The organism is Stanieria cyanosphaera PCC 7437 (genome assembly GCF_000317575.1).
GTDB lineage: Bacteria > Cyanobacteriota > Cyanobacteriia > Cyanobacteriales > Xenococcaceae > Stanieria > Stanieria cyanosphaera.
This window is the reverse complement of record NC_019748.1, coordinates 371771-392385: the sequence shown is the minus strand read 5'-3', so window position 1 is coordinate 392385 and position 20615 is coordinate 371771. Positions and strand designations below refer to the sequence as shown.

Annotated in this window: 19 protein-coding genes; 14 read left to right on the top strand and 5 right to left on the bottom strand. The window is 36.9% G+C overall.

Features of this window, described 5'->3' with window-relative positions; genetic code table 11:
* Positions 1 to 323 precede the first annotated feature (323 nt).
* The 5 genes from STA7437_RS26405 (at position 324) to STA7437_RS01670 (ending at position 3356) form a co-directional block, all read left to right on the top strand.
* The gene (locus STA7437_RS26405) at positions 324 to 500 is read left to right on the top strand and encodes a hypothetical protein (RefSeq protein WP_015191638.1); all 177 of its coding nucleotides are present in this window, start codon (positions 324 to 326) and stop codon (positions 498 to 500) included.
* 153 nt (positions 501 to 653) lie between these two features.
* Positions 654 to 1115 (top strand): GNAT family N-acetyltransferase, encoded by a 462-nt coding sequence (locus STA7437_RS01685; RefSeq protein ID WP_015191637.1) that lies wholly within the window; start codon positions 654 to 656, stop codon positions 1113 to 1115.
* A 164-nt stretch (positions 1116 to 1279) separates the two neighbouring features.
* A complete protein-coding gene (locus STA7437_RS01680) occupies positions 1280 to 2038 on the top strand; it encodes a HEAT repeat domain-containing protein (protein ID WP_015191636.1) in 759 nt (252 codons plus the stop codon).
* A 3-nt stretch (positions 2039 to 2041) separates the two neighbouring features.
* On the top strand, positions 2042 to 2650 hold the full coding sequence (locus STA7437_RS01675) for a flavin prenyltransferase UbiX (protein ID WP_015191635.1): 609 nt from the start codon (positions 2042 to 2044) through the stop codon (positions 2648 to 2650).
* 31 nt (positions 2651 to 2681) lie between these two features.
* Complete coding sequence (locus STA7437_RS01670) at positions 2682 to 3356, top strand: pro-sigmaK processing inhibitor BofA family protein (RefSeq protein ID WP_015191634.1); 675 nt, start codon at positions 2682 to 2684, stop codon at positions 3354 to 3356.
* Positions 3357 to 3366: 10 nt separating this feature from the next.
* Here the strand turns inward: STA7437_RS01670 and STA7437_RS01665 are convergent, their stop codons facing one another.
* Positions 3367 to 3645 (bottom strand): hypothetical protein, encoded by a 279-nt coding sequence (locus STA7437_RS01665; RefSeq protein ID WP_015191633.1) that lies wholly within the window; start codon positions 3643 to 3645, stop codon positions 3367 to 3369.
* Positions 3646 to 3939: 294 nt separating this feature from the next.
* Here STA7437_RS01665 and STA7437_RS01660 point away from each other — a divergent pair, with 294 nt between their 5' ends.
* The 3 genes from STA7437_RS01660 (at position 3940) to argB (ending at position 6931) form a co-directional block, all read left to right on the top strand.
* Positions 3940 to 5409, top strand: a complete 1470-nt coding sequence (locus STA7437_RS01660) for an NB-ARC domain-containing protein (RefSeq protein ID WP_015191632.1) — start codon at positions 3940 to 3942, stop codon at positions 5407 to 5409.
* Position 5410: 1 nt separating this feature from the next.
* Positions 5411 to 5959 carry a shikimate kinase gene (locus STA7437_RS01655; RefSeq protein ID WP_015191631.1) on the top strand — a complete coding sequence of 183 codons (549 nt, stop codon included), beginning with the start codon at positions 5411 to 5413 and terminating at the stop codon, positions 5957 to 5959.
* A gap of 75 nt (positions 5960 to 6034) precedes the next feature.
* Positions 6035 to 6931, top strand: a complete 897-nt coding sequence (gene argB, locus STA7437_RS01650; RefSeq protein ID WP_015191630.1) for an acetylglutamate kinase — start codon at positions 6035 to 6037, stop codon at positions 6929 to 6931.
* 183 nt (positions 6932 to 7114) lie between these two features.
* Here argB and STA7437_RS01645 read toward each other — a convergent pair whose 3' ends face one another.
* Positions 7115 to 8221, bottom strand: a complete 1107-nt coding sequence (locus STA7437_RS01645) for an RNA polymerase sigma factor, RpoD/SigA family (protein WP_015191629.1) — start codon at positions 8219 to 8221, stop codon at positions 7115 to 7117.
* 682 nt (positions 8222 to 8903) lie between these two features.
* Here STA7437_RS01645 and priA point away from each other — a divergent pair.
* Positions 8904 to 11435 (top strand): primosomal protein N', encoded by a 2532-nt coding sequence (gene priA, locus STA7437_RS01640; protein ID WP_083856841.1) that lies wholly within the window; start codon positions 8904 to 8906, stop codon positions 11433 to 11435.
* A gap of 170 nt (positions 11436 to 11605) precedes the next feature.
* On the opposite strand, the gene STA7437_RS01635 is transcribed toward priA, so the two are convergent.
* From STA7437_RS01635 to STA7437_RS01625, 3 genes are read right to left on the bottom strand one after another with little or no spacing between them, the layout of a single operon-like run.
* A complete protein-coding gene (locus STA7437_RS01635) occupies positions 11606 to 12742 on the bottom strand; it encodes a CO2 hydration protein (protein WP_015191627.1) in 1137 nt (378 codons plus the stop codon).
* 29 nt (positions 12743 to 12771) lie between these two features.
* Positions 12772 to 14229, bottom strand: a complete 1458-nt coding sequence (locus STA7437_RS01630; RefSeq protein ID WP_015191626.1) for an NADH-quinone oxidoreductase subunit M — start codon at positions 14227 to 14229, stop codon at positions 12772 to 12774.
* A gap of 33 nt (positions 14230 to 14262) precedes the next feature.
* Positions 14263 to 16161, bottom strand: coding sequence for an NAD(P)H-quinone oxidoreductase subunit F (locus STA7437_RS01625; protein WP_015191625.1), 1899 nt, complete (start codon positions 16159 to 16161; stop codon positions 14263 to 14265).
* Positions 16162 to 16967: 806 nt separating this feature from the next.
* On the opposite strand from STA7437_RS01625, the gene STA7437_RS01620 reads away from it, so the two are divergent.
* The 5 genes from STA7437_RS01620 (at position 16968) to STA7437_RS01600 (ending at position 20489) form a co-directional block, all read left to right on the top strand.
* Complete coding sequence (locus STA7437_RS01620) at positions 16968 to 17279, top strand: carbon dioxide-concentrating mechanism protein CcmK (protein WP_015191624.1); 312 nt, start codon at positions 16968 to 16970, stop codon at positions 17277 to 17279.
* A 53-nt stretch (positions 17280 to 17332) separates the two neighbouring features.
* Positions 17333 to 17644, top strand: a complete 312-nt coding sequence (locus STA7437_RS01615) for a carbon dioxide-concentrating mechanism protein CcmK (protein ID WP_015191623.1) — start codon at positions 17333 to 17335, stop codon at positions 17642 to 17644.
* A 48-nt stretch (positions 17645 to 17692) separates the two neighbouring features.
* A complete protein-coding gene (locus tag STA7437_RS01610) occupies positions 17693 to 18031 on the top strand; it encodes a carbon dioxide-concentrating mechanism protein CcmK (RefSeq protein ID WP_015191622.1) in 339 nt (112 codons plus the stop codon).
* Between the two features lie 4 nt (positions 18032 to 18035).
* Entirely contained in the window at positions 18036 to 18344 is a 309-nt protein-coding gene (locus STA7437_RS01605) for a EutN/CcmL family microcompartment protein (protein ID WP_015191621.1), read from the top strand.
* A 102-nt stretch (positions 18345 to 18446) separates the two neighbouring features.
* Positions 18447 to 20489 carry a ribulose bisphosphate carboxylase small subunit gene (locus STA7437_RS01600; protein WP_015191620.1) on the top strand — a complete coding sequence of 681 codons (2043 nt, stop codon included), beginning with the start codon at positions 18447 to 18449 and terminating at the stop codon, positions 20487 to 20489.
* Positions 20490 to 20615 lie beyond the last annotated feature (126 nt).

The window sequence follows — 20615 nt, the reverse complement described above, 5'->3', positions numbered from 1 at the left end:
ATTCCCCACCGAGTGTACAAGTTCCTTGGTTAGAATAAAATTAAATATCCTTTCCCTTACGTGGTTAATAATAACTAAGTAATATTTCTTAATAACTAAAAAATTTTTTACTACTAAATTGGAACTCTCGGTTAATTTTTTTCTAACACTCACTTTTTTTAGTTGAGAAAGCTAAAATTTCCAATTTATTTCTGTCTTGGAAATTTTGTTTAGGAGTTTACAAAAATGTCTAAATTAAAGCTAAAATTAGGTAAATATAGCAAACAATATATAAAATTAAATTAAGCAAATAAATTCTTTTAACCTACGTAATTAATCAAACAATGAATTTTTTTAGACAATACCTTACTCCTTTGTTAACAATTTTAATTTTTCTAGTAGCTTTAGTCGCAGTAAGTGCGCGAATCTTTTTACCATCAGATTTAGCTGCTCCTGCTCCCGTTACTCCTGAAGAATTAAATTCTTTTGTACCAGAATTAATTAATTACACTTTTTCTTAAGGATAAGCAATGGCTTCGGTGATTTTTTGCCATAATGACTCTAAGCAGTTCCTAATTTTGAGGTACTGATAGCTGAATTAGTGATGAATCTTAGCATATTGCTGCTCAACAACCAAATTATTTCTTGATAAATATTATTTAGGTCAATATTTCATGAATGCGGACTTTCCCCCAGGCTATCAACTAAGGATAGGAACAGGCAAAGACCGCGCTTTGTTGGTTAAGTTTATGACTTTGACTTATCAAGAGTTATTTCCTAGCCAATCTTCCTTTAATCATTTGACCGACACAGTTAAAAAATATTTTTCTGTAGAAACTCCCTTATGGTGGGTAGAAAATTTATCTCAACAGCCTGTAGCCTGTTTATGGATGGGAACAGCGATTGATCAAGCTAGTGGAAAATCTTATGGTTATATTTTTCTATTAATGGTTTTAAAGCAGTATCGTCGTCAAGGCATTGGTACGAGATTGATCGCTACAGCAGAAAACTGGGCAAAAGCTAGAGGAATTAATCGAATTGGGTTACAAGTATTTTCTCATAACCAATCCGCTTTAAAACTCTATCACCAGCTTGGATTTCAAACTCAGTCATTATCAATGATTAAATATCTTTAAGAAGGATCAATTGATCACTCTAACTAGATTGTGGTAATCAGTAATTGCTTTTGAGTTCATATGACCTCATTCTTTCTATTTCATTGGTCAGTAATTGTTTTGCTCTGACAGTATTTTTCGTTCGCATTTGAGAAATTACCAAAGATAAGATAATTTAATCAATTATGTACAATAATGATGAATTGAGTCTCTTAGATACTGATGAAGAACTGCTTAGTCCTCTGGATGAAATTGAGCCAGTTGGTACAGAGCCAGAACTTCCTCCGCCAGATCCAGAAGAAATGTTGACGCTGTTGTCTCATCCAGAAGCGTCCCAACGGATGTTGGCAGCACGAGCTTTTTGCGAAATTCACGAACAACGTTCAATTCCTTACTTGATTGAGTTACTTCAAGATATTTGTCCTTTAGTTAGAGTTAGTGCAGCTTATGCTTTAGGCAGAAATACTAGTCCAGAAGCTGTTCCACCTTTAATTGAATTGCTCGCTCAAGATTGGAATGGTTATGTTCGCAAAGGAATTGTTTGGGCTTTAGGTAATAGTAGCGATCGCCGTGCTTTACAGCCCCTCATTCATGCTCTTAAAACTGATATTTCTGCGGTTCGTCTTTGGTCTGCTAGTGGTTTGGCACAAATTGGTAAACTAAAATATGAAGATGCGATCGCAGCAATCCCTCCTTTAATTGCAGGGTTAAGAAAAGATCCAACCGCAGCAGTTAGAAGTAATTGTGCTTGGGCATTAGGACAGTTATGTCGTGAATTACCGTCTAATGTGGTTTATGCCACAGCAATTGATGCTTTGATTGAAGCGTTAGTAGAAGATGAAGATCTCGGAGTCAAAGAAGATGCCAAAACTGCTCTACTCAAAGTCGGAGATCCCAGAGGACTACAAATGATTGAAGATTTAGAATTTGAAGGTCTAATTTAACCAATGACCAAACCTTTAATACTAGGCATTAGTGGGGCTTCAGGACTGATTTATGCTGTTCGTACCCTTAAGTTTCTTCTGCAAGCAGATCATCAGATCGAATTAGTGGCTTCACGCGCTACTTATATGGTATGGCAAGCAGAACAAAATATCCGAATGCCCACTGAACCAGAGCGACAAGAGGAGTTTTGGCGAGAACAAGCAGAAGTGAGCGGTCGCGGAAAACTAATTTGTCATCATTGGGGCGATGTAGGGGCGAATATTGCTAGTGGTTCATTTCGGACTCTAGGCATGATTATCATACCTTGTAGCATGAGTACAGTTGCCAAAATAGCTGCTGGTTTAAGTTCAGATTTACTGGAGCGAGCAGCCGATGTTCAAATTAAAGAAAGTCGTCCTTTGGTGGTTGTACCGAGAGAAACTCCTTTGAGTTTGATTCATCTGCGTAATTTAACCACTTTAGCTGAAGCAGGAGTCAAAATTGTCCCTGCTATCCCTGCCTGGTATCATGCTCCTCAAACAGTGGAGGATTTGGTTGATTTTGTAGTGGCTCGGACTTTGGATCAGTTAGACCTAGATTGTGTCCCCCTCAATCGTTGGCAAGGACACTAAGATATAAAATAAATACTGTTCAACCAAGATTATGTTTTCTATTCGTTTGAAGCTGTTGCTAGTCCTGATCATTGCAGGAGTTTTGGGTATTTTATTTGTGCAGAATCAGGAGTTAATTGCACTCAAATTTTTTTGTGGCGGTCTCAATCAAGCTTGTCTGTATCGTTCGATTAATTTACCCTTGGCAGCATGGCTGGGAATATTTATCTTTGCTGGAGTGATTACAAGTCTAATTTGGCAATTTTTCAATAGTTTGATTTCTAATCCTCAATCAGAAAGAATTCGCTCTCAACCTTATACTACCGTTAGAGAAAATCCCTCGGGAATTAATGAACGCTTGAATTATAGAAATGCTCCTCCTGATTGGGAACAAGGAGGTCAAGATGAGTGGAATATTGAAGAAGCACCTTCAGAAACTACTACTCGCGATCGCCAAGAACCCACCTCTCGTGCCTTTACCAGTGAATATCCTGAAACAGACCCCTCTTATACCCAACCAAAAACTAATTATGAAGTTCAGCAGCAGCCCACTAGTGTTAAACATTCTGGCTCAACTTATTCCTATACATATCGGGAAGCAGGAGCAAAACAGTCAGACCAAGTAGAAGAAAACGTTTATGATGCCAACTACAGAACAATCAAACCGCCTAGTCAAACACAAACTAATGAATCAATTCCCAATGACGACGACGAAGATTGGGTTTGAACTCGTTAAATTAATAGCTTCGAGAAGAAATTAGTAGTTCGCGAGATTCTTGTTTGACTTTACCAAGCATGGCAGCCTGTTGTAACAAGATAAAGGCTTCAAAATCTTCAACTTCATATTTTTTTTTGAGCATACTTCTTAGTTTCTCTTCCGCTTCAACAGTCAAATAGCCAGTCTTGATTGCGTGTTGTACTACTTCTCTAATTAACTCCACAAACTTCCCTCCCATATTACCTACACCTAAGTATAAACCAATAATTAAAGTATAAGATTTTATAAGTGTATCCACTACTTTGTCTGACTGGTGTGATTTTGTACGATTGATTGATAATTTTTATCCAGTTTTATTCTGATTTTATTAAATTTTAATAAACTCTGGGTGAACTTTCTGTAATCTAAACAACTATTTCTTGTGAAGATCTTCACAAAGGCTTAGTTAAATTAGCCTATATGTTAACAGTGTTAATAAAAATAATTAACCTCTGATTAATTTAGTTTGTATTTTTAATTGCTTAGAGTGTTTACATAAGATATCGTTAAGCCAAAATTGCCAATTAATCTTATATTTTCAGCACTATTAGTTATGACATCCGAGCGCAAATCTGAAGAACCCGAGTTTATTGCAGCAGCCGATTATTGGCAACTAGAAAAACTTTATCTTGATTTAGCGGATATTAAAGGAAGAGGACTGACACCTCTTGAAAAAAAATTTCTTCAAGGTTTACTGTGTGGCTATTCTCCAGCAGAAATTGCCGAGCAAGTTTATCAAAATCGTAGCAGTTCTTCGGTGAGGGTATATTTATCTAACGGCTTATATAAATATATACAAGGATTGTTTGCTCATAATGGCAAAGAAATAAAAATTTTCAACTGGAGTAATATTACTAATTTATTGGAGCAAGCTGGATATAAAAAAACAACCTCGGCAACAAATTGTAGAGAGCGATTCACCTCAATTCAAGAAAATGTTTCTGCTCGAATTGATTTAACGAATTTTGTTGGTCGAGAATTTGAATTAAATCAACTAAAATCTTGGATTGTTACTCGTCATTGCAGACTGGTAGCGGTTTTGGGAATGGGGGGTTTAGGAAAAACTTGGTTGGCTGCTAAATTAGTTGAACAGCTTCAAAGTAATTTTGAACATATTATTTGGTTTTCTCTAGCAACAAATGTTTCAACTGCTGATTTTTTGGAAGGTTTGATTAAATCTTTATTAAATCGGGTTGATCAAGAATTAAAATCACAGCCTAGCGATCCAATCTCTTTTATACTAGAATTCTTACATTCTTATCGTTGTCTATTAATTTTAGATCAATTTGAATCGGCGTTTCTCCATGGAAAATTAGCAGGATTGTACGACTGCCAAGAAACAATTTATGGGGAATTACTGCATCGTTTAGCGACTGAAAATCATCCCAGTTGTTGTTTGATTGTTAGTCGTGAAAAACCTCAAGAAATTACTTGCTGGGAAGCAGAAAACGGTAGAGTGCAAAGTCTATATTTATCGGGTTTAAATACCCAATCTGCTCTTAAGTTAGTTAGTTTACAAGATGTGAGCGGGTCTTACTTAGAAAAAGAATATTTTGTTAATCTTTACGCTAATAATCCGTTAGCGATAAATTCAGTTGCGTTAACAATTAAAAATTTATTTCAAGGTAATCTTACGGAATTTTTAGCAACTAATGTGCGTTTAGTTAGTAACATTCGCGACTTACTGGAAGAACATCTCAATCGTTTGTGTGAAGAAGAAAAAAAGCTAGTTGATGCGATCGCAGTTAACGAACAATTAAAACAATTACGTGGAATTGGTAAGGAAATTAATTTTAATTTTTCGATGAGTAAACAATTAGAAGTAGTCGAATCTTTACAAAGGCGATCGCTAATTAAGTTAAATTCTCTACAATTCTGTCAAGAATCTCTGCTTCGACCCTATCTTCTGGAAAAATTAATAGAGAGGGTAGAATCAAATTTGTTAGACCGAGAATTATTTCTTTTAGTCCAACATATTCTCGCTGAAGCTTTATTAAGAAATCATAATTTGCATCGCACTTAGAATGTCAACTTCAATTGAACAATCATTACACGGAATTAGTATTTACCTAATTGGGATGATGGGTGTAGGTAAAACTACGATTGGGAAACTATTAGCTCATCAATTAAATTATCGTTTTTTTGATACAGATGTTCTAATAGAAAGAGTTACCCAGCAAAGCATTCCTGAAATTTTTGCCGAGTCGGGAGAGGATAATTTTCGAGAATTAGAACATCAAGTATTACAAGAAATCTCCGTCGAAACCAAAAGTGTAATTGCTACAGGCGGTGGGATTGTCGAGAGGCAAATCAATTGGAGTTATCTGCAACAAGGTTTAATTATCTGGTTGGATGTAGAAGTAGAAGTATTAAAACAACGTTTAGCAGAAGATCAAAATAGACCTCTAGCTGACAAACTAGAATTATTGCTTCAAAAACGTTCTTCTTTATATGCTCAAGCTGACTTACGACTTAAAATTGCAGCAAATCAAACTCCAGAAGCTATTGTTGAGCAAATTTTAGAACTTATTCCTACAGTAATTAAATCTGAATCTGAATTTTCTCATTCCTAACTGTTAGTAGTGAACAATCGAGTAAGTACTCCATCTTGAATAATCAATAACTGGTAACTCCTAATTAAATTCAATATGTCAAGCGATCGCGAATACATCAAAGAAACAGAAGCTAACCGAGTTCGAGTTTTAAGTGAAGCACTGCCTTACATCCAAAAATTTGCTAATCGTACCGTTGTAATTAAATACGGTGGTGCAGCAATGAAAGATAGCACCCTTAAAGATAAAGTAATTCGAGATATTGTTTTTCTTTCTTGTGTCGGAGTTCGCCCTGTAGTTGTTCATGGAGGAGGACCAGAAATCAACAGTTGGTTGGATAAATTGGGAATTGAACCTCAATTCAAAGACGGTTTGCGTGTTACCGATGCAGCGACGATGGATGTAGTCGAAATGGTTTTAGTCGGTCGAGTTAACAAAGAATTGGTGTCTTTAATTAGTCAAGCTGGTGCAGTAGCAGTTGGGTTGTGTGGTAAAGATGGTAATTTTATTAAAGCTCGTCCCGTCGGTCAAGAAGGAATTGGATTTGTTGGCGAAGTTACCAGTGTTGATACTCGACTGATTAAATCTTTGGTTAGTAATGGTTATGTTCCTGTCATTTCTAGTGTAGCTGCTGATGAAGAAGGGCAAGCTTACAATATTAATGCCGATACTGTAGCTGGAGAAATTGCTGCTGCCTTAGATGCAGAAAAATTGATTTTATTAACTGATACTCCAGGCATTTTGGAAGATTATCATGACCCTAGTACTCTGCTAACCAAACTAGATATTCAAAAAGCAAGGGAATTAATTGAAAAAGGAATTGTTTCTGGGGGAATGATTCCCAAAGTTAATTGTTGTGTTCGTTCTCTAGCACAAGGAGTCCGCGCTGCCCATATCATTGATGGTCGTATTCCTCATGCCTTGTTATTGGAAATTTTGACTGATGAAGGAATTGGTTCAATGATCGTTGCTTCTGAATATCTAAATATATAATTTAGAGTTAATGGTTAATGGTTGATTGTTGATTGGTAACTGGTGTAGAGACGTAACATATTACGTCTTTACTTTCTGTATTTTTCTAAAGCTTGAATCAACGCACAAATTTCCTCCACATCATTAGGATTAGCAGAGTGGATGTACTATATGATTTGATTGATTTTTAATCAAAACTAACTGTTAATTTAACCATCCTTTCAAACGACGAGCTACTTGGGGACGACGCAATTTTCGCATTGCTTTACTTTGAATCTGACGAACTCGTTCCCGCGAGAGATTAAACATTCCCCCTACTTCTTCTAAAGTATAGGGTTGATTAGTTGCCAATCCATAACGTAAAGAAATTACATCTTTTTCTCTTTCTGTCAAAACATCACTCAAGACAGTAAAAATTTCTTGACGCATCATCGCCTCACTCATACGCTCTTCTGGTAGTTGCAATTCACTATCTTCAAGTAAATCTACTAACTCTGTATCTTCTGCTTTACCTACCCGATGATTTAGAGATAAAGATTGACGGCGTAATTCTAACAACTGATGCAATTGAGATAAAGAAACATTTAATTCGTTAGCTAATTCTTGTTCATTTGGATTTCTTTGCAATTGCTGTTTGAGATTACGTTGAGCTTTTTTAAGTTTGTTGAGCTTTTCAACAATATGAATTGGTAAACGAATTGTGCGCGCATCATTGGCAATTGTTCTCGTAATTGCTTGACGAATCCACCAATAAGCATAAGTAGAAAATTTATAACCTTTATTTGGATCAAATTTTTCTGTAGCTCTGTTTAATCCAATCGCTCCTTCTTGAATTAAATCTAAAAAAGGAACTCCCCGATTTAAATATCTTTTTGCGATCGAAACTACTAACCTTAGATTAGAGCGAATCATTTTTCTTTTAGCAACTCGACCACGATATAATCGATTTTCTAATTGACGGATAGATTCTAATTGAAGTGCCTTTGTCCACTCTTCTTTAGTTGGTTGTCTGTTTAATTGTTCTTTTAATTGTTGTCGTATTTCTTCTGCTTGTACCATCACTTTAACGCAATTGGCTAACTCTACTTCTTCTTCGGGTTTAAGCAGTGGATAACGAGCCATTTCTTTAAAGAACGCGCCAATATTATCATCTATATAACTTTTGCGATAACTAGAAGTTGGACTTTCTCCAAATTCCTCTGGTTCACTAGAAAATTCGACTTCAACTTGTTTAAAATCTGCATCTAATTGACTAGTATCTAGGCTAGTATCAGTATTAAACTCGTATTCTGTTAATTTTGTTACGTTCATAATTGTGTTAGTAATTTTAGCTATTGCTAATTAACAGTAAAGTTAATTAAGCGAACTGATTTTCAAAAAAGGCTATTTTAATTGAGATAGTTGTTATATTTAATTACTGGCAGATTTTTGGGAAAAAATTTTGATGATTAAGAATACTATCTAGTTATTAGTGAAGTTTTCCCCTAAAATAAATTTTTTCTTAAGATTCTTATTGGTATTTTTATGTTTATTTAGGGTAAAGCAGTCTAATTTACTAAGTACATCTTCAGAGTACCAAAAGTAACTTATGCTTTTGTTTAGATGGTTACAAAATGATAATTAAACTGACATTTTACAATTTATAATCTTGAGATTTAAAAAAAGCAGGAATAATTTATGAAAAGGGAATAGATAATTTTCTATGGTTTTATTAGGAATGACCGATTGAATTAATTGAGCAACCATTAACTACTCCAAGGAATTAAGTCTTTTTTATGCACATAGTAAAAAAACTTAATAATTTATCAAAAGAAAATTGTTTTATAAATAACAAAACTTGGAATTGATTTCTAAGAAAAAGACAGAAAAATAATTAATAAGGTAAGATAATATCTTTAGTTAAGCTTGAGCGTCTTAATTTACGGTGGAAAGTAATCAATTTTCTCGCTTTCACGAGGTGTATTCTGAAGCACTAAGCTGCTATTCGGCACAGATGGTTGATCGAGTCGAACCAAATACTGCTTTTACCTCCTCACCAACAAAAGCAGTAATGTGCGTAGCGGAAGAGACTAAACTTTACCAGACCGAATCGAATCAGCAACAATGGGTTGAAGTTTTAGTAGATTGTCCAGGTATTCAAGGTTTGTACACTTATTACTTACCAACCGATTTAATAGTCAACCCAGGCGATATTGTCAGCGTGCCTTTTGGGGCGCAAATTATTGGAGGTATTGCGATTAGGCTTTGTTATACACCACCAGTAGATTTAGAATTAAGTCGTATTCGTCCAATAGAAGACGTAATTACTTCAGGTTTTTTTCCTCAATCTTATTGGCAATTACTTCAGCAAATAGCTCAATATTACTGTAGTGATTTGATGAGTGTGATTCGGGTAGCACTTCCTCCTGGTTTATTAGGGCGATCGCAGCGCAGAATTCGTCTTAAACTAGAATCAATTCCCCCTGGTGCAGAAACCTTTTGTAGTGTAGTTGCAGGAAAGATTTTACGATTACTGCAAAATCAAGCAGAGGGAGATTACAGCGTTAACTATTTAAAAAATCAAATTAAAGGTGCAATTAGAGGTATCAGAGAATTGAATAAGCGCGGTTGGATCGAAAGTTATCTTGAACCACCTCGACCGATTCAAGCTAAATTAAAAACTGCGGTTACGCTGATTAATGATAATTTCCTGCTCGATTTGACTTCTCGCCAAGGGGAAGTTTTACAAATCCTCAAAAACAATGGAGGGGAAATCTGGCTGACGGAATTAATCCAACTGTGTCGTACTACCCCAGCGACAGTTAAGAAATTAGCTCAAAAAGGCTATGTAACTTTATCAGAACGAGAAATACTGAGAAAAGAACAAGGAATTGCTCAACCACAAGACATTCCTAAAAAACTTAATCAAGCTCAAGCCAAAGCTTTAGCTAGTATCCAAAATTTAACAGGAACTGCCCAAATATTATTGCATGGGGTAACAGGTTCGGGAAAAACAGAAGTTTACTTACAAGCGATCGCACCAATTTTAGCAGCAGGTAAATCTGCGTTAGTGTTAGTTCCTGAAATTGGTTTAACTCCCCAACTTACAGATCGTTTTCGCGCTCGTTTTGGCGAACAAGTTTGTGTTTATCACAGTGCTTTGTCCGATGGAGAACGTTATGATACCTGGCGACAAATGATTCAAGGAGAACCCCAGGTAGTCATTGGTACTCGTTCAGCCATATTTGCACCATTACCTAATTTAGGATTGATTGTACTTGATGAAGAACACGACTCCAGTTTCAAACAAACCTCTCCCATTCCTACTTATCATGCTAGAAAAGTAGCCCAAGTGCGATCGCAATTAGAAAATTGTCCCCTTATTTTAGGTTCGGCAACTCCTTCCCTAGAAAGTTGGGAGCAAATTAATCACTTACCAGTTGAAAATTCTGAATTTTATTATTTATCTCTACCAGAAAGAATTCAAGCACGCTCTTTACCATCCATCGAAATAGTTGATTTGCGAGAGGAGTTAAATCGGGGTAATCGTTCGATTTTTAGTAAATCCCTTCAATCAGCTTTGGTACAAATGAAAGAGCGAGGACAACAGGGCATTTTATTTATTCCTAGAAGGGGACACAGTACTTTTGTTTCTTGTCGCAGTTGTGGTTATGTCGTCGAATGTCCCCATTGCGATGTTTCCCTTTCCTATCACTACACGCATGAAGGCGCAACTCCCCTACTACGTTGTCACTACTGTAATTATGTTGCCCTGCAACCCAAACAATGTCCTGAATGCGAGTCTCCCTATCTCAAATTTTTTGGTAGTGGTACTCAAAAAGTTACTCAAGAATTAAATAAACTTTTTCCCAATCTCAAATGTATTCGTTTTGATAGCGATACCACCAGAACTAAAGGCGCACACCGTCAACTGTTAGCGCGTTTTGCTGCGGGTGAAGCAGATATTTTGGTTGGTACCCAAATGCTGACTAAAGGATTAGATGTGGCAGGAGTAACTGTTGTGGGGGTAGTTGCTGCGGATGGTTTATTGCATCGTTCAGATTATCGGGCAGGAGAAAGAGCTTTTCAAACCCTAACTCAAGTAGCAGGAAGGGCAGGCAGAGGAGAAGAAACAGGTAGAGTTATTATTCAAACTTATTCACCTGAACACCCAGTGATTAAAGCAGTTCAAGAGCATGATTATGTTAGTTTTAGTAATACTGAACTGCAACAAAGAGCAGAATTAAATTATCCTCCTTATGGCAATTTAATTTTAATCAAATTCAGTGGAGTGGAAGAAAAGCAAGTACAACAAACCGCAGAAATTGTAGCCGAGCGATGTATTAATTTATTAAGTTCTCAAACTCAGATTTTAGGGCCTGCACCTGCTAGTATTATGAGGATTGCGCGTCGTTATCGCTGGCAAATCTTAATTAAGTTCGCTACTGAAGAAAAAGAACAACTACCAGATTTAAATCAATTACGTTCTCTTTGCCCTCAATCGGTAAGTATGGTTATTGATGTCGATCCGATGAATATTGATTGACGACTCAAATCAATTTTATTCTGTGAAATTCTTCTGGAGAAACTGTCGCTTAATGAATTCTGGCTATATATAGCAACGCCCCGTCCTCCTTCTTGTTACTTTTTACTTTCTTCTCACTAAGGTTTAACTATTCAACCGAACTTCATCTATAACTAATGATGCCTACCTACTTAACTATTAACTGTAATTAAACGAGAATCTTGTAAACGTTTTAACCATCCTGTTAGATAAACTCGATTTGCCTGTTGTTCTTTAGGATCATTAGTATTAAGTGGATGAGGAGCTAATCCCCTAATAGCTGCTGTAGTTACACAAAACATCGATTTTTGGAAACTTTGGCAAATTTTGACCCGCAAATCGCCTTCGCCTCTAATTCCTTGATGATAAAAATCTAGTAGATAATCAGGTAAAAAGTGCCGCATATCCTGCATCAACAATGTGGGCGGAATACCTGCACTACCAACGGGTAGAGGATCTGCATACAAAGCCCCATAATTAAACATACCCTGATCGTAAGGAATTTGATAAGCTTGAGCATTATAAGAAACTGTGCCAGGAAAAGGAGTTCCTCTGAAAAATACAGCCTCTACATATGGTACTGCTGTATCAGGAAGAAAAGTTAAGCCAGCAGATTGGGGAATTAATTCGTATTCTTTACCTCGAATTTGTACTTTGTAGGTAATCGGACGTGCAGCATCAGCTACTAAACCATCAAGGATATGTTGAACAACATCAGGAATAGATTTGATTTCTCCGCGATCATATCGGTCTGATAAACTGAGAAACATATCTGCCATGACTCGCCAAAATTGACCCAATCCGCTATAGTAAGCCATTTGGCGCATCTGTTCAGGGAGAAAATCCTTAAAGATTTTATGTAACCCCAATAATAAAGGATTGTATTTAAATCTAGCTTGAATTACTTCTTCAACTACTTGCAAAAATTCTGGTGAATCAACGTAGGCATCCAAACCACCGCCACCATGCCAAAACATTGCTTTCATACAATATTCAGCATATTCATAGTTAATTCTGTCATGCCACCAATGGTGTAATAATTTTTCGGAATTAATTTTTCCATTAAAGTATTTAAAAAAAGGAAATAAAACTAAAAATTGATGGTTGGCAATATAGCAAAGATTATTAGAATAAGCATCTAAAACCACGCCATAACTTTTTAAAATGCCAACAACTTCAATTAAATTAGTAGGAGAATCTTGAAGTAATGCTTCTCCCAATTCCAATTTTTGAATATATTCTTCGATTAAACGCGATTGAGAAAATTTATTTTTAGTTGTAGTAACCATAAGTAATTTGTTAGTCCTTAATAACTCAATTAACCAGCAGTCAATAAAGCAACTGCTTGTACTTCACTCCAATGAACTACCCAGCTTGGTTGAATGCCAAAAGCAAAAATTAAAGTAATCAAAACAAAAGCAGGAGCGAGTTCAGCCCATTTTACTGGAGGTAATTGAGCTAAATTATCTGTCAAACGACCAAAGAAAACTCGGTTGATTACCAAAAGAAAATAAACAGCAGTTAATCCTGTCCCAACTAAACAAAGAAGAGTTGGAATGGGAAAGATTGGAAAACTTCCTCTAAAAACCAAAAATTCAGCAATAAAACCTACCATTCCTGGTATTCCCGAACTTGCCATTACTCCTAAGATCATTAGACTACCAGTTACAGGTAAACCTTTTTCTGGATTTAATAAACCTCTGAGCGCATCAACATCGCGAGTTCCAGTTTTTTCATAAACTACTCCTACTAATAAAAATAATAGGGCAGAAATTAAACCGTGACTAACCATTTGAAACACGGAAGCAGTAATACTTAATCTTGTAGTAGCAGATGCACCCAACAGAATATAAGCCATGTGAGCAATCGAAGAATAAGCAACAACCTTTTTCATATCTTTTTGAGCGATCGCGCAAGACGCTCCATATAAGGCACTAATTGCAGCTAAAATTGCCATCCAAGGAGCTAACACTACCCATCCATCTAAGAATAACCCTACTGCAAAACGAAGTAAGGCATAAGTACCGAGTTTTAATAACACTCCTGCTAGTAATACAGAAATTGGAGTCGAAGCTTCGACGTGAGCATCTGGTAACCAAGTATGAAAAGGAAAAATCGGAATTTTGATAAAAACACCAATTAACAATGGTGCTAGCAATAACAGTTGACTATTGAGTGATAAATTATGCGATCGCAATGCTTGATAATCAAAGCTATGAGAACCTGTCAGCCATACCAATCCTAAGAAAGAAGCCAACACCAAAATTCCCGATACTGCTGTATATAGCAAAAACTTCATTGCTGCATAACCTCTTCTTTTTCCTCCCCAAATCGCAATTAAGAAATAAAGAGGAATAATTTCTAACTCATAAAAGAGAAAAAACAGCAATAAATCTTGTGCTAAAAAAGCTCCCGCAGCCCCCGCACTCAAAAATAACAACATTGAGTAATACAATCGGGGTCTTTCAATCAGCTTCTTGCTATTAACTACGGCAATGAAAGTCAATAAACTATTTAAAAATATCAAAGGGAAAGATAATCCATCAATGCCCAAATGATAATTTAATCCCAGCCACTCTATCCAAGCAATATCTTCCGAAAATTGAAATTGAGCAATACTAGGATCGAATTTCAATCCCAAAATCAAATTGACAACAATTGTGCTGATTGCGATAACTAAAGCAATTGAACGAGTAGTTTTTCCTTCAATTTGTTGAGGCCAAAAGCCAATTAACGCTGCACCAAGCAAAGGAATTACGATTAAAGCACTGAGCATAATTTGTGATAGTCGCTTTTAAACAAAATTAAATTATTGATTGATTAGAGATGACCAATAATTGGTAACAATTGACCATTGACCACTAAGTACCGACCAAAGCAGCAAACTAACACCCACCAGAATTGTCAGGATATAGAATTGAGACTGCCCAGAAACATTGTATTTGAGAGCATTACCACTAAAAATTGTAAACAGACTCACCAAATTGACTGCACCATCTACTACATAGCGATCAATCCAAGCAGTTAATTTAGACAATCCAGTCACGGCTGCCACTACAGTGAGTTGATAGAAACGGTCAATATAAAAATCGTAAGCAAACAAATCTTGGAAAAATCTCCAAACAACTTGAGTTGGTCTAGCCCAAGCTTTGTGTAAATGAAGTGTTGCTCCTATTGCACAACCGACTAACCCAGAAACTATCAAAAGGGGTGTAGCTAATTGAATAAGAGTTTCCTCTCCCAAAGCCAATGGAGTAGTTGGACTCAACCACAAAGGCCATTTAATTGGTGCTGCTGGTGCTAACAAAACTAAAATTGTTAAAGATACCATTGGCAATGCCATCGGCCAAGGTACTTCAGGCGCACGACGGGTTTTCATTTGTGGTTCGCCCAAAAATACTAACCGAAATACTCTGGTCAAATTTAAGGCAGATAGAGTATTAACAAACAATAAAACTCCCAGTAACCACCAATCAACTTCCCACGAACCATTAAACCATCGCTGGAAAGTCCAGAACATACCCATTGGCATCAAAGCAACCAATCCTGTACTACCAACTACAAAAGCCATAGTCGTAGCAGGCATCCGTGACCACAATCCCCCCATCTCGGTGATATTTTGATTACTAGTCGTCAAAATAATCGACCCCGCACTCATAAAGAGTAAGGCTTTGGCAACCGCATGAGTAAATAACAGTAAAAATGCAATATCTACTTGTCCTAGTCCTACCGCAATAAAGACTAATCCTAAGTAAGCACTAGTAGAGTGGGATAAAGCTCGTTTAATATCAATTTGCGCGATCGCCATTAAAGAAGTCCCAATCGCCGTTACTGTTCCCAAAATAATTAAAACATCAGAAGAAACAGGCGAGAGAGTAAAAACAGGCTGCAATTTAATCAGCACATAAGCACCCGCCGAGACAACAATAGAATTTCTCATAATTCCGGCAGGGTTAGGACCTTCCATCGCTTCATCTAACCACAAATTCAGAGGAAATTGAGCGCATTTTCCAGTAGGTCCTGCAATTAAAGATAATCCCAACAAAGCCGAAGCTAATGGTGTTAAAGGAAAAGTATTAGCCCATTTTTCTAACTGAGAAAAATTCAATCCTGCACCATAGGCAGAAAGAGCTACTAAACCCATCAGTAGGATGATATCTCCAACTCGCTTGGTTAAAAATGCATCTCTAGCTGCTGTAACTACTAAAGGTTGAGCATACCAAAAACCTACCAAGAGATAAGTAGATAAAGTTAACAACTCTAATAAGGCATAACTCAAGAGTAAAGAATCACTCAAAGCAATTCCCCCTAAAGCTCCTTCAAAAACGCCCATCAAACCAAAGAAACGAGCCAAAGACCAATCTTTTTCCATATAACCAAGAGCATAAATTTGAGCTAGCAAACTGATGCCTGTAACTAACTCTAATGCTCCAACACTTACAGGAGAAAGTTCAATTGCTAAGGTCAAGTCCAAATCTGCTACTTTAAGCCAATGAAAAACTATCTGTTGAGTTGGTTGAATCCAAATTAAATTGAAGACAATCGAGCCATGAATTAAAGCTACTATAGTCATCAATAAATTGAGATAAGTTGCAGGTCTAGGTCCTGTTTTGCGAATAATACCCAAAGACCAAGGTAAAGTCAAAATAGACCCCAAAAGACCGTATAAAGGCACAATCCAAGTAGTTTGTAAAAAAAAGTCAGTCATCAAAACTCCCCTGATTAGTTAACAACATTTATCTAAAATTTTTATCTTAATTTTTTTATTTTAAAGCCGATTTTTTTTAGATAATTACTATCTCTAATTTCAACTCTAAAATCTTGTATATTGAAATTAAGCTTTTGTTGAACTAGGTTGTTTACCTTTTATAAATACCTGTCATATAAATATTTTTAACTACCAAAAGTTGTTATTTTTTTTATTATCATACAGGTTATTATTGATTTTTTGAGCTAATGCTCCATCCTTGTTACTGAAAAATAGCTTCAGTCCAAGTTATTTTATCGAAGATAGGGATCGCTTTCAGCACAAAACATCTACTCACATCATTCCAAACAGAACTCATTGAATCAGGCCTTCAGTTTTACCGTTCTATCCAGACACAATAAAAAAATTATAAAACAGTTTAATACTTCGACAAACGCACATTACTAAACTTGTGTCAATCAGCCTAAAATAATTAGGTATTAATTCTTATTAACAATCAAATTAAAAAATATAATCATAGTTTATATTGTCAAAGGGTACAAGGTTATTTATGCTTGACTATAGAGTGGTAAATTACCCAAGACCGTCAAAATTTTGCCAGCCTATTTCTAAAAAAAATAATTGTTTTAGATTAATGGCGTTCACTAGCAATCAAAATTACCAGCACAAAAACAAATAAAAGCCTGGTCTTTCATTTATGATTGATAGTAACAATGGAGAAATTTTGTTTGATGTAATTTATCAAATGACTCTACTTTTTATTTAAAATTTCAAAAATTTTGGCTTGAGCGCGGAGGAATAATTAGATGCCAATTGCAGTAGGAATGATCGAAACTTTAGGTTTTCCAGCAGTAGTAGAAGCTGCTGATGCTATGGTAAAAGCAGCTCGTGTTACTTTAGTCGGCTACGAAAAAATCGGTACAGGACGAGTAACCGTCATCGTACGAGGAGATGTTTCTGAAGTACAAGCTTCTGTTTCGGCCGGAATTGAAGCTGCTAACAGAGTTAATGGTGGAGAAGTATTGTCTACTCACATTATTGCACGTCCTCATGAAAACCTAGAATACGTTCTGCCAATACGCTACACCGAAGAAGTAGAGCAGTTCCGAACTTATTAATTCAATCAATTCAATCAAAATCAAATTTATTAATATTTAAGGAGTAGAGTTATATGTCCATTGCAGTAGGAATGATTGAAACCTTGGGTTTCCCAGCAGTAGTAGAAGCTGCTGACGCAATGGTAAAAGCAGCTCGTGTTACTTTAGTCGGCTACGAAAAAATCGGTACAGGACGAGTAACTGTCATTGTGCGAGGAGATGTTTCTGAAGTACAAGCTTCAGTTGCAGCGGGAATTGAAAACGTCAGCAGAGTTAACGGTGGAAAAGTATTGTCTACTCACATTATCGCTCGTCCTCACGAAAACCTAGAATACGTTCTGCCAATACGCTACACCGAAGAAGTAGAGCAGTTTAGATCCTACTAGCCCAATCAATCAAAATCAAATTTATTAATATTTAAGGAGTAGAGTTATATGTCCATTGCAGTAGGAATGATTGAAACCTTGGGTTTCCCAGCAGTAGTAGAAGCTGCTGACGCGATGGTAAAAGCAGCTCGTGTTACTTTAGTCGGCTACGAAAAAATCGGTACAGGACGAGTAACCGTCATTGTGCGAGGAGATGTTTCTGAAGTACAGGCTTCTGTTTCGGCGGGAATTGAAAACGTCAGAAGAGTTAACGGTGGTAGTGTTTTGTCTCATCACATTATCGCTCGTCCTCACGAAAACCTCGAATATGTTCTACCAATTCGTTATACCGAAGCTGTCGAACAATTTAGGGAAAGTGTCAATCCTCAGCCTTTAAGAAGACCATAAGCAGATGAAAATCGCTAAAGTTCGTGGCACAGTGGTAAGCACCCACAAATCCTCTAGCATGACAGGAGTTAAGTTGTTGCTGGTTCAATATATTGATGAGCAGGGACAACTTTTACCAAAATATGAAGTTGCTGGCGATCCAGTTGGTGCTGGTGTTAATGAGTGGGTTCTAGTGAGTAGAGGTAGTGCTGCTCGTACCGAAACTGGACACGAACATCGACCGCTAGATGCGATAGTAGTGGGAATTATAGATACAGTAAGTGTAGATAATCGACCGCTTTACAGTAAAAAAGAAGCAGAACGTTTTTTGTGAAGCATTTTTACAAAAAAACTTAAATTGAAGTGTTGATTACATTGGAAGTTTAAGTTAAGCGGGTAACAAATGGCTTAATTATTATTAGGAGGATTTGAGACAATGGTAGTCCGCACCAAAGCGGCTCCCCCGACTCCTTGGTCGAAAGATTTAGCTGAACCCCAAATAGATGAAAGTGCTTATGTCCATTCGTTTTCCAATTTGATTGGTGATGTCCAAATTGGTGCAAACGTTTTAGTTGCTCCTGGCACTTCTATTAGGGCTGATGAAGGTACTCCGTTTTATATTGGGGACAATACTAATATCCAAGATGGAGTCGTGATTCACGGCTTAGAACAAGGTCGGGTGAGGGGCGACGACGGCAAAGATTATTCTGTCTGGATTGGCAAAAATTCTTGTATCACCCATATGGCACTAATTCATGGACCTGCATATGTAGGAGATGAGTGCTTTATTGGTTTTAGATCTACAGTATTTAATGCCAAAGTCGGTAAAGGTTGTATCGTGATGATGCACGCCTTGATTCAAGATGTAGAAATACCTCCGGGAAAATATGTTCCTTCAGGGGCAGTGATTACTAATCAACAACAAGCCGATCGCTTATCGGATATTCAAGATAGCGATCGCGCTTTTGCGCATCATGTCGTTGAAATCAACGAAGCACTTTTAGCGGGATATCATTGTGCGGAAAATGCTGCTTGTATTACTCCCCTCCGCGAAGAACGTGGTTTTTCTCAACCAAGCAGAACTGAAGAAACTAATGGTAATAACTATATAAATTCAGTAGGAAATATGAGTTTAAATTCAGATATTAAAGCCCAAGTGCGATCGCTATTGAACCAAGGTTGTTCTCTTAGTATTGAGTATGCCAATCAACGTCGTTTCAAAACTAAATCTTGGCTAACTGGAGGACAAATCAATAGCACAAAAGAAAGCCAAGTCCTCAGTGAACTAGAAAATATTCTCAGTCAACATCAAGGAGAATATGTCCAGTTAATTGGAGTAGATCCACAAGCGAAACGAAGAGTAGCAGAAATTATTATCCAACGACCTGGAGATAGTTTAACTACAACCAAAACAACTACTAGCAAAGCTAAATCATACACTAGCAACCGTCACTCTAATGGTAACGGCAGTAGTAACGGTCATAGTAACGGTAATGGTAATGGACATTTAAGTGATGCAATAGCACAACAAGTCCGTTCTTTGCTCAATCAAGGATGTGATATTGGGATTGAACACGCTAATCAACGTCGCTTCAAAACTAAATCTTGGTTAACAGCAGGACAATTTAGTGGCAATACGAATCAGGTTATCAGTCAAGTTGAATCTGCTTTAAATGAGTATGCTGGAGAATATGTCCGCTTAATTGGCGTAGACTCTAATGCTAAAAGCAGATTAGCAGAAATTATTATCCAAAGACCTGGAGATAGTTCCAATCACTCTTCTAAATCAAATGGTGCTTCTAGTTATAGCAATGGTCGTAGTAAAAGCTATAGCAGTAACAAGGTTGGCAGTAACAGCCTAAGTTCAGAAATATTGCAAGAAGTACGTTCTTTATTAGCTAGTGGCTATAAAATCGGTACAGAACACGCCGACCAACGTCGTTTTAAAACTAAGTCGTGGCAAAGCTGTTCTCCAATTGATAGTAAACGAGAAGCTGAAGTAGTAGCAGCCTTAGAAGCTTGTCTAGCTGAACACGCAGGCGAATACGTTCGTATGATTGGCATTGACTCCAATGCTAAACGCCGAGTTTCCGAAACGATCATTCAGCGTCCTGGCGATACTCCCAAAACAGTAAAAGCAAATACCACATCCTCTACCTCTAGTCAGAGCAACGGCAATGGCAACGGTTTTCGTTATAGCAATGAATTCAGCAATCGTCACCTCACTCCAGAAGCTTTAGAACAAATTCGTTCTCTTTTAGCTGGAGGCTACAAAATCGGGACAGAACACGCTGACCAACGTCGTTTTAAAACTAAGTCATGGCAAAGTTGTTCTCCTATCGAAAGTCGTCACGAGTTAGACGTAGTTGCTGCCTTAGAAGTTTGTTTAGCAGAACACTCAGGCGAATATGTTCGTTTGATTGGAATTGACCCTAATGCAAAACGACGAGTTTCCGAAACTATTATTCAGCGTCCTTAGTAGATTGTAGATTAAAGTTAGGATTCAGGTTGCGATTGTACCTGTAGAACAAGGAACAGCTACTAATAGTAACTTACTAAAAATTAACAACTCAATAACTATCAGGGCTGTTCCTATTTTCCAGTT

Coding starts and splice junctions, on each gene's coding strand:
- STA7437_RS01635 (WP_015191627.1), bottom strand. CDS start 12,742: ATGGTTACTACAACTAAAAATAAATTTTCTCAATCGCGTTTAATCGAA.
- STA7437_RS26405 (WP_015191638.1), top strand. CDS start 324: ATGAATTTTTTTAGACAATACCTTACTCCTTTGTTAACAATTTTAATT.
- STA7437_RS01680 (WP_015191636.1), top strand. CDS start 1,280: ATGTACAATAATGATGAATTGAGTCTCTTAGATACTGATGAAGAACTG.
- priA (WP_083856841.1), top strand. CDS start 8,904: ATGGTTGATCGAGTCGAACCAAATACTGCTTTTACCTCCTCACCAACA.
- STA7437_RS01670 (WP_015191634.1), top strand. CDS start 2,682: ATGTTTTCTATTCGTTTGAAGCTGTTGCTAGTCCTGATCATTGCAGGA.
- STA7437_RS01630 (WP_015191626.1), bottom strand. CDS start 14,229: ATGCTCAGTGCTTTAATCGTAATTCCTTTGCTTGGTGCAGCGTTAATT.
- STA7437_RS01620 (WP_015191624.1), top strand. CDS start 16,968: ATGCCAATTGCAGTAGGAATGATCGAAACTTTAGGTTTTCCAGCAGTA.
- STA7437_RS01685 (WP_015191637.1), top strand. CDS start 654: ATGAATGCGGACTTTCCCCCAGGCTATCAACTAAGGATAGGAACAGGC.
- STA7437_RS01645 (WP_015191629.1), bottom strand. CDS start 8,221: ATGAACGTAACAAAATTAACAGAATACGAGTTTAATACTGATACTAGC.
- STA7437_RS01675 (WP_015191635.1), top strand. CDS start 2,042: ATGACCAAACCTTTAATACTAGGCATTAGTGGGGCTTCAGGACTGATT.
- STA7437_RS01600 (WP_015191620.1), top strand. CDS start 18,447: ATGGTAGTCCGCACCAAAGCGGCTCCCCCGACTCCTTGGTCGAAAGAT.
- STA7437_RS01625 (WP_015191625.1), bottom strand. CDS start 16,161: ATGACTGACTTTTTTTTACAAACTACTTGGATTGTGCCTTTATACGGT.
- STA7437_RS01615 (WP_015191623.1), top strand. CDS start 17,333: ATGTCCATTGCAGTAGGAATGATTGAAACCTTGGGTTTCCCAGCAGTA.
- STA7437_RS01610 (WP_015191622.1), top strand. CDS start 17,693: ATGTCCATTGCAGTAGGAATGATTGAAACCTTGGGTTTCCCAGCAGTA.
- STA7437_RS01655 (WP_015191631.1), top strand. CDS start 5,411: ATGTCAACTTCAATTGAACAATCATTACACGGAATTAGTATTTACCTA.
- STA7437_RS01605 (WP_015191621.1), top strand. CDS start 18,036: ATGAAAATCGCTAAAGTTCGTGGCACAGTGGTAAGCACCCACAAATCC.
- argB (WP_015191630.1), top strand. CDS start 6,035: ATGTCAAGCGATCGCGAATACATCAAAGAAACAGAAGCTAACCGAGTT.
- STA7437_RS01660 (WP_015191632.1), top strand. CDS start 3,940: ATGACATCCGAGCGCAAATCTGAAGAACCCGAGTTTATTGCAGCAGCC.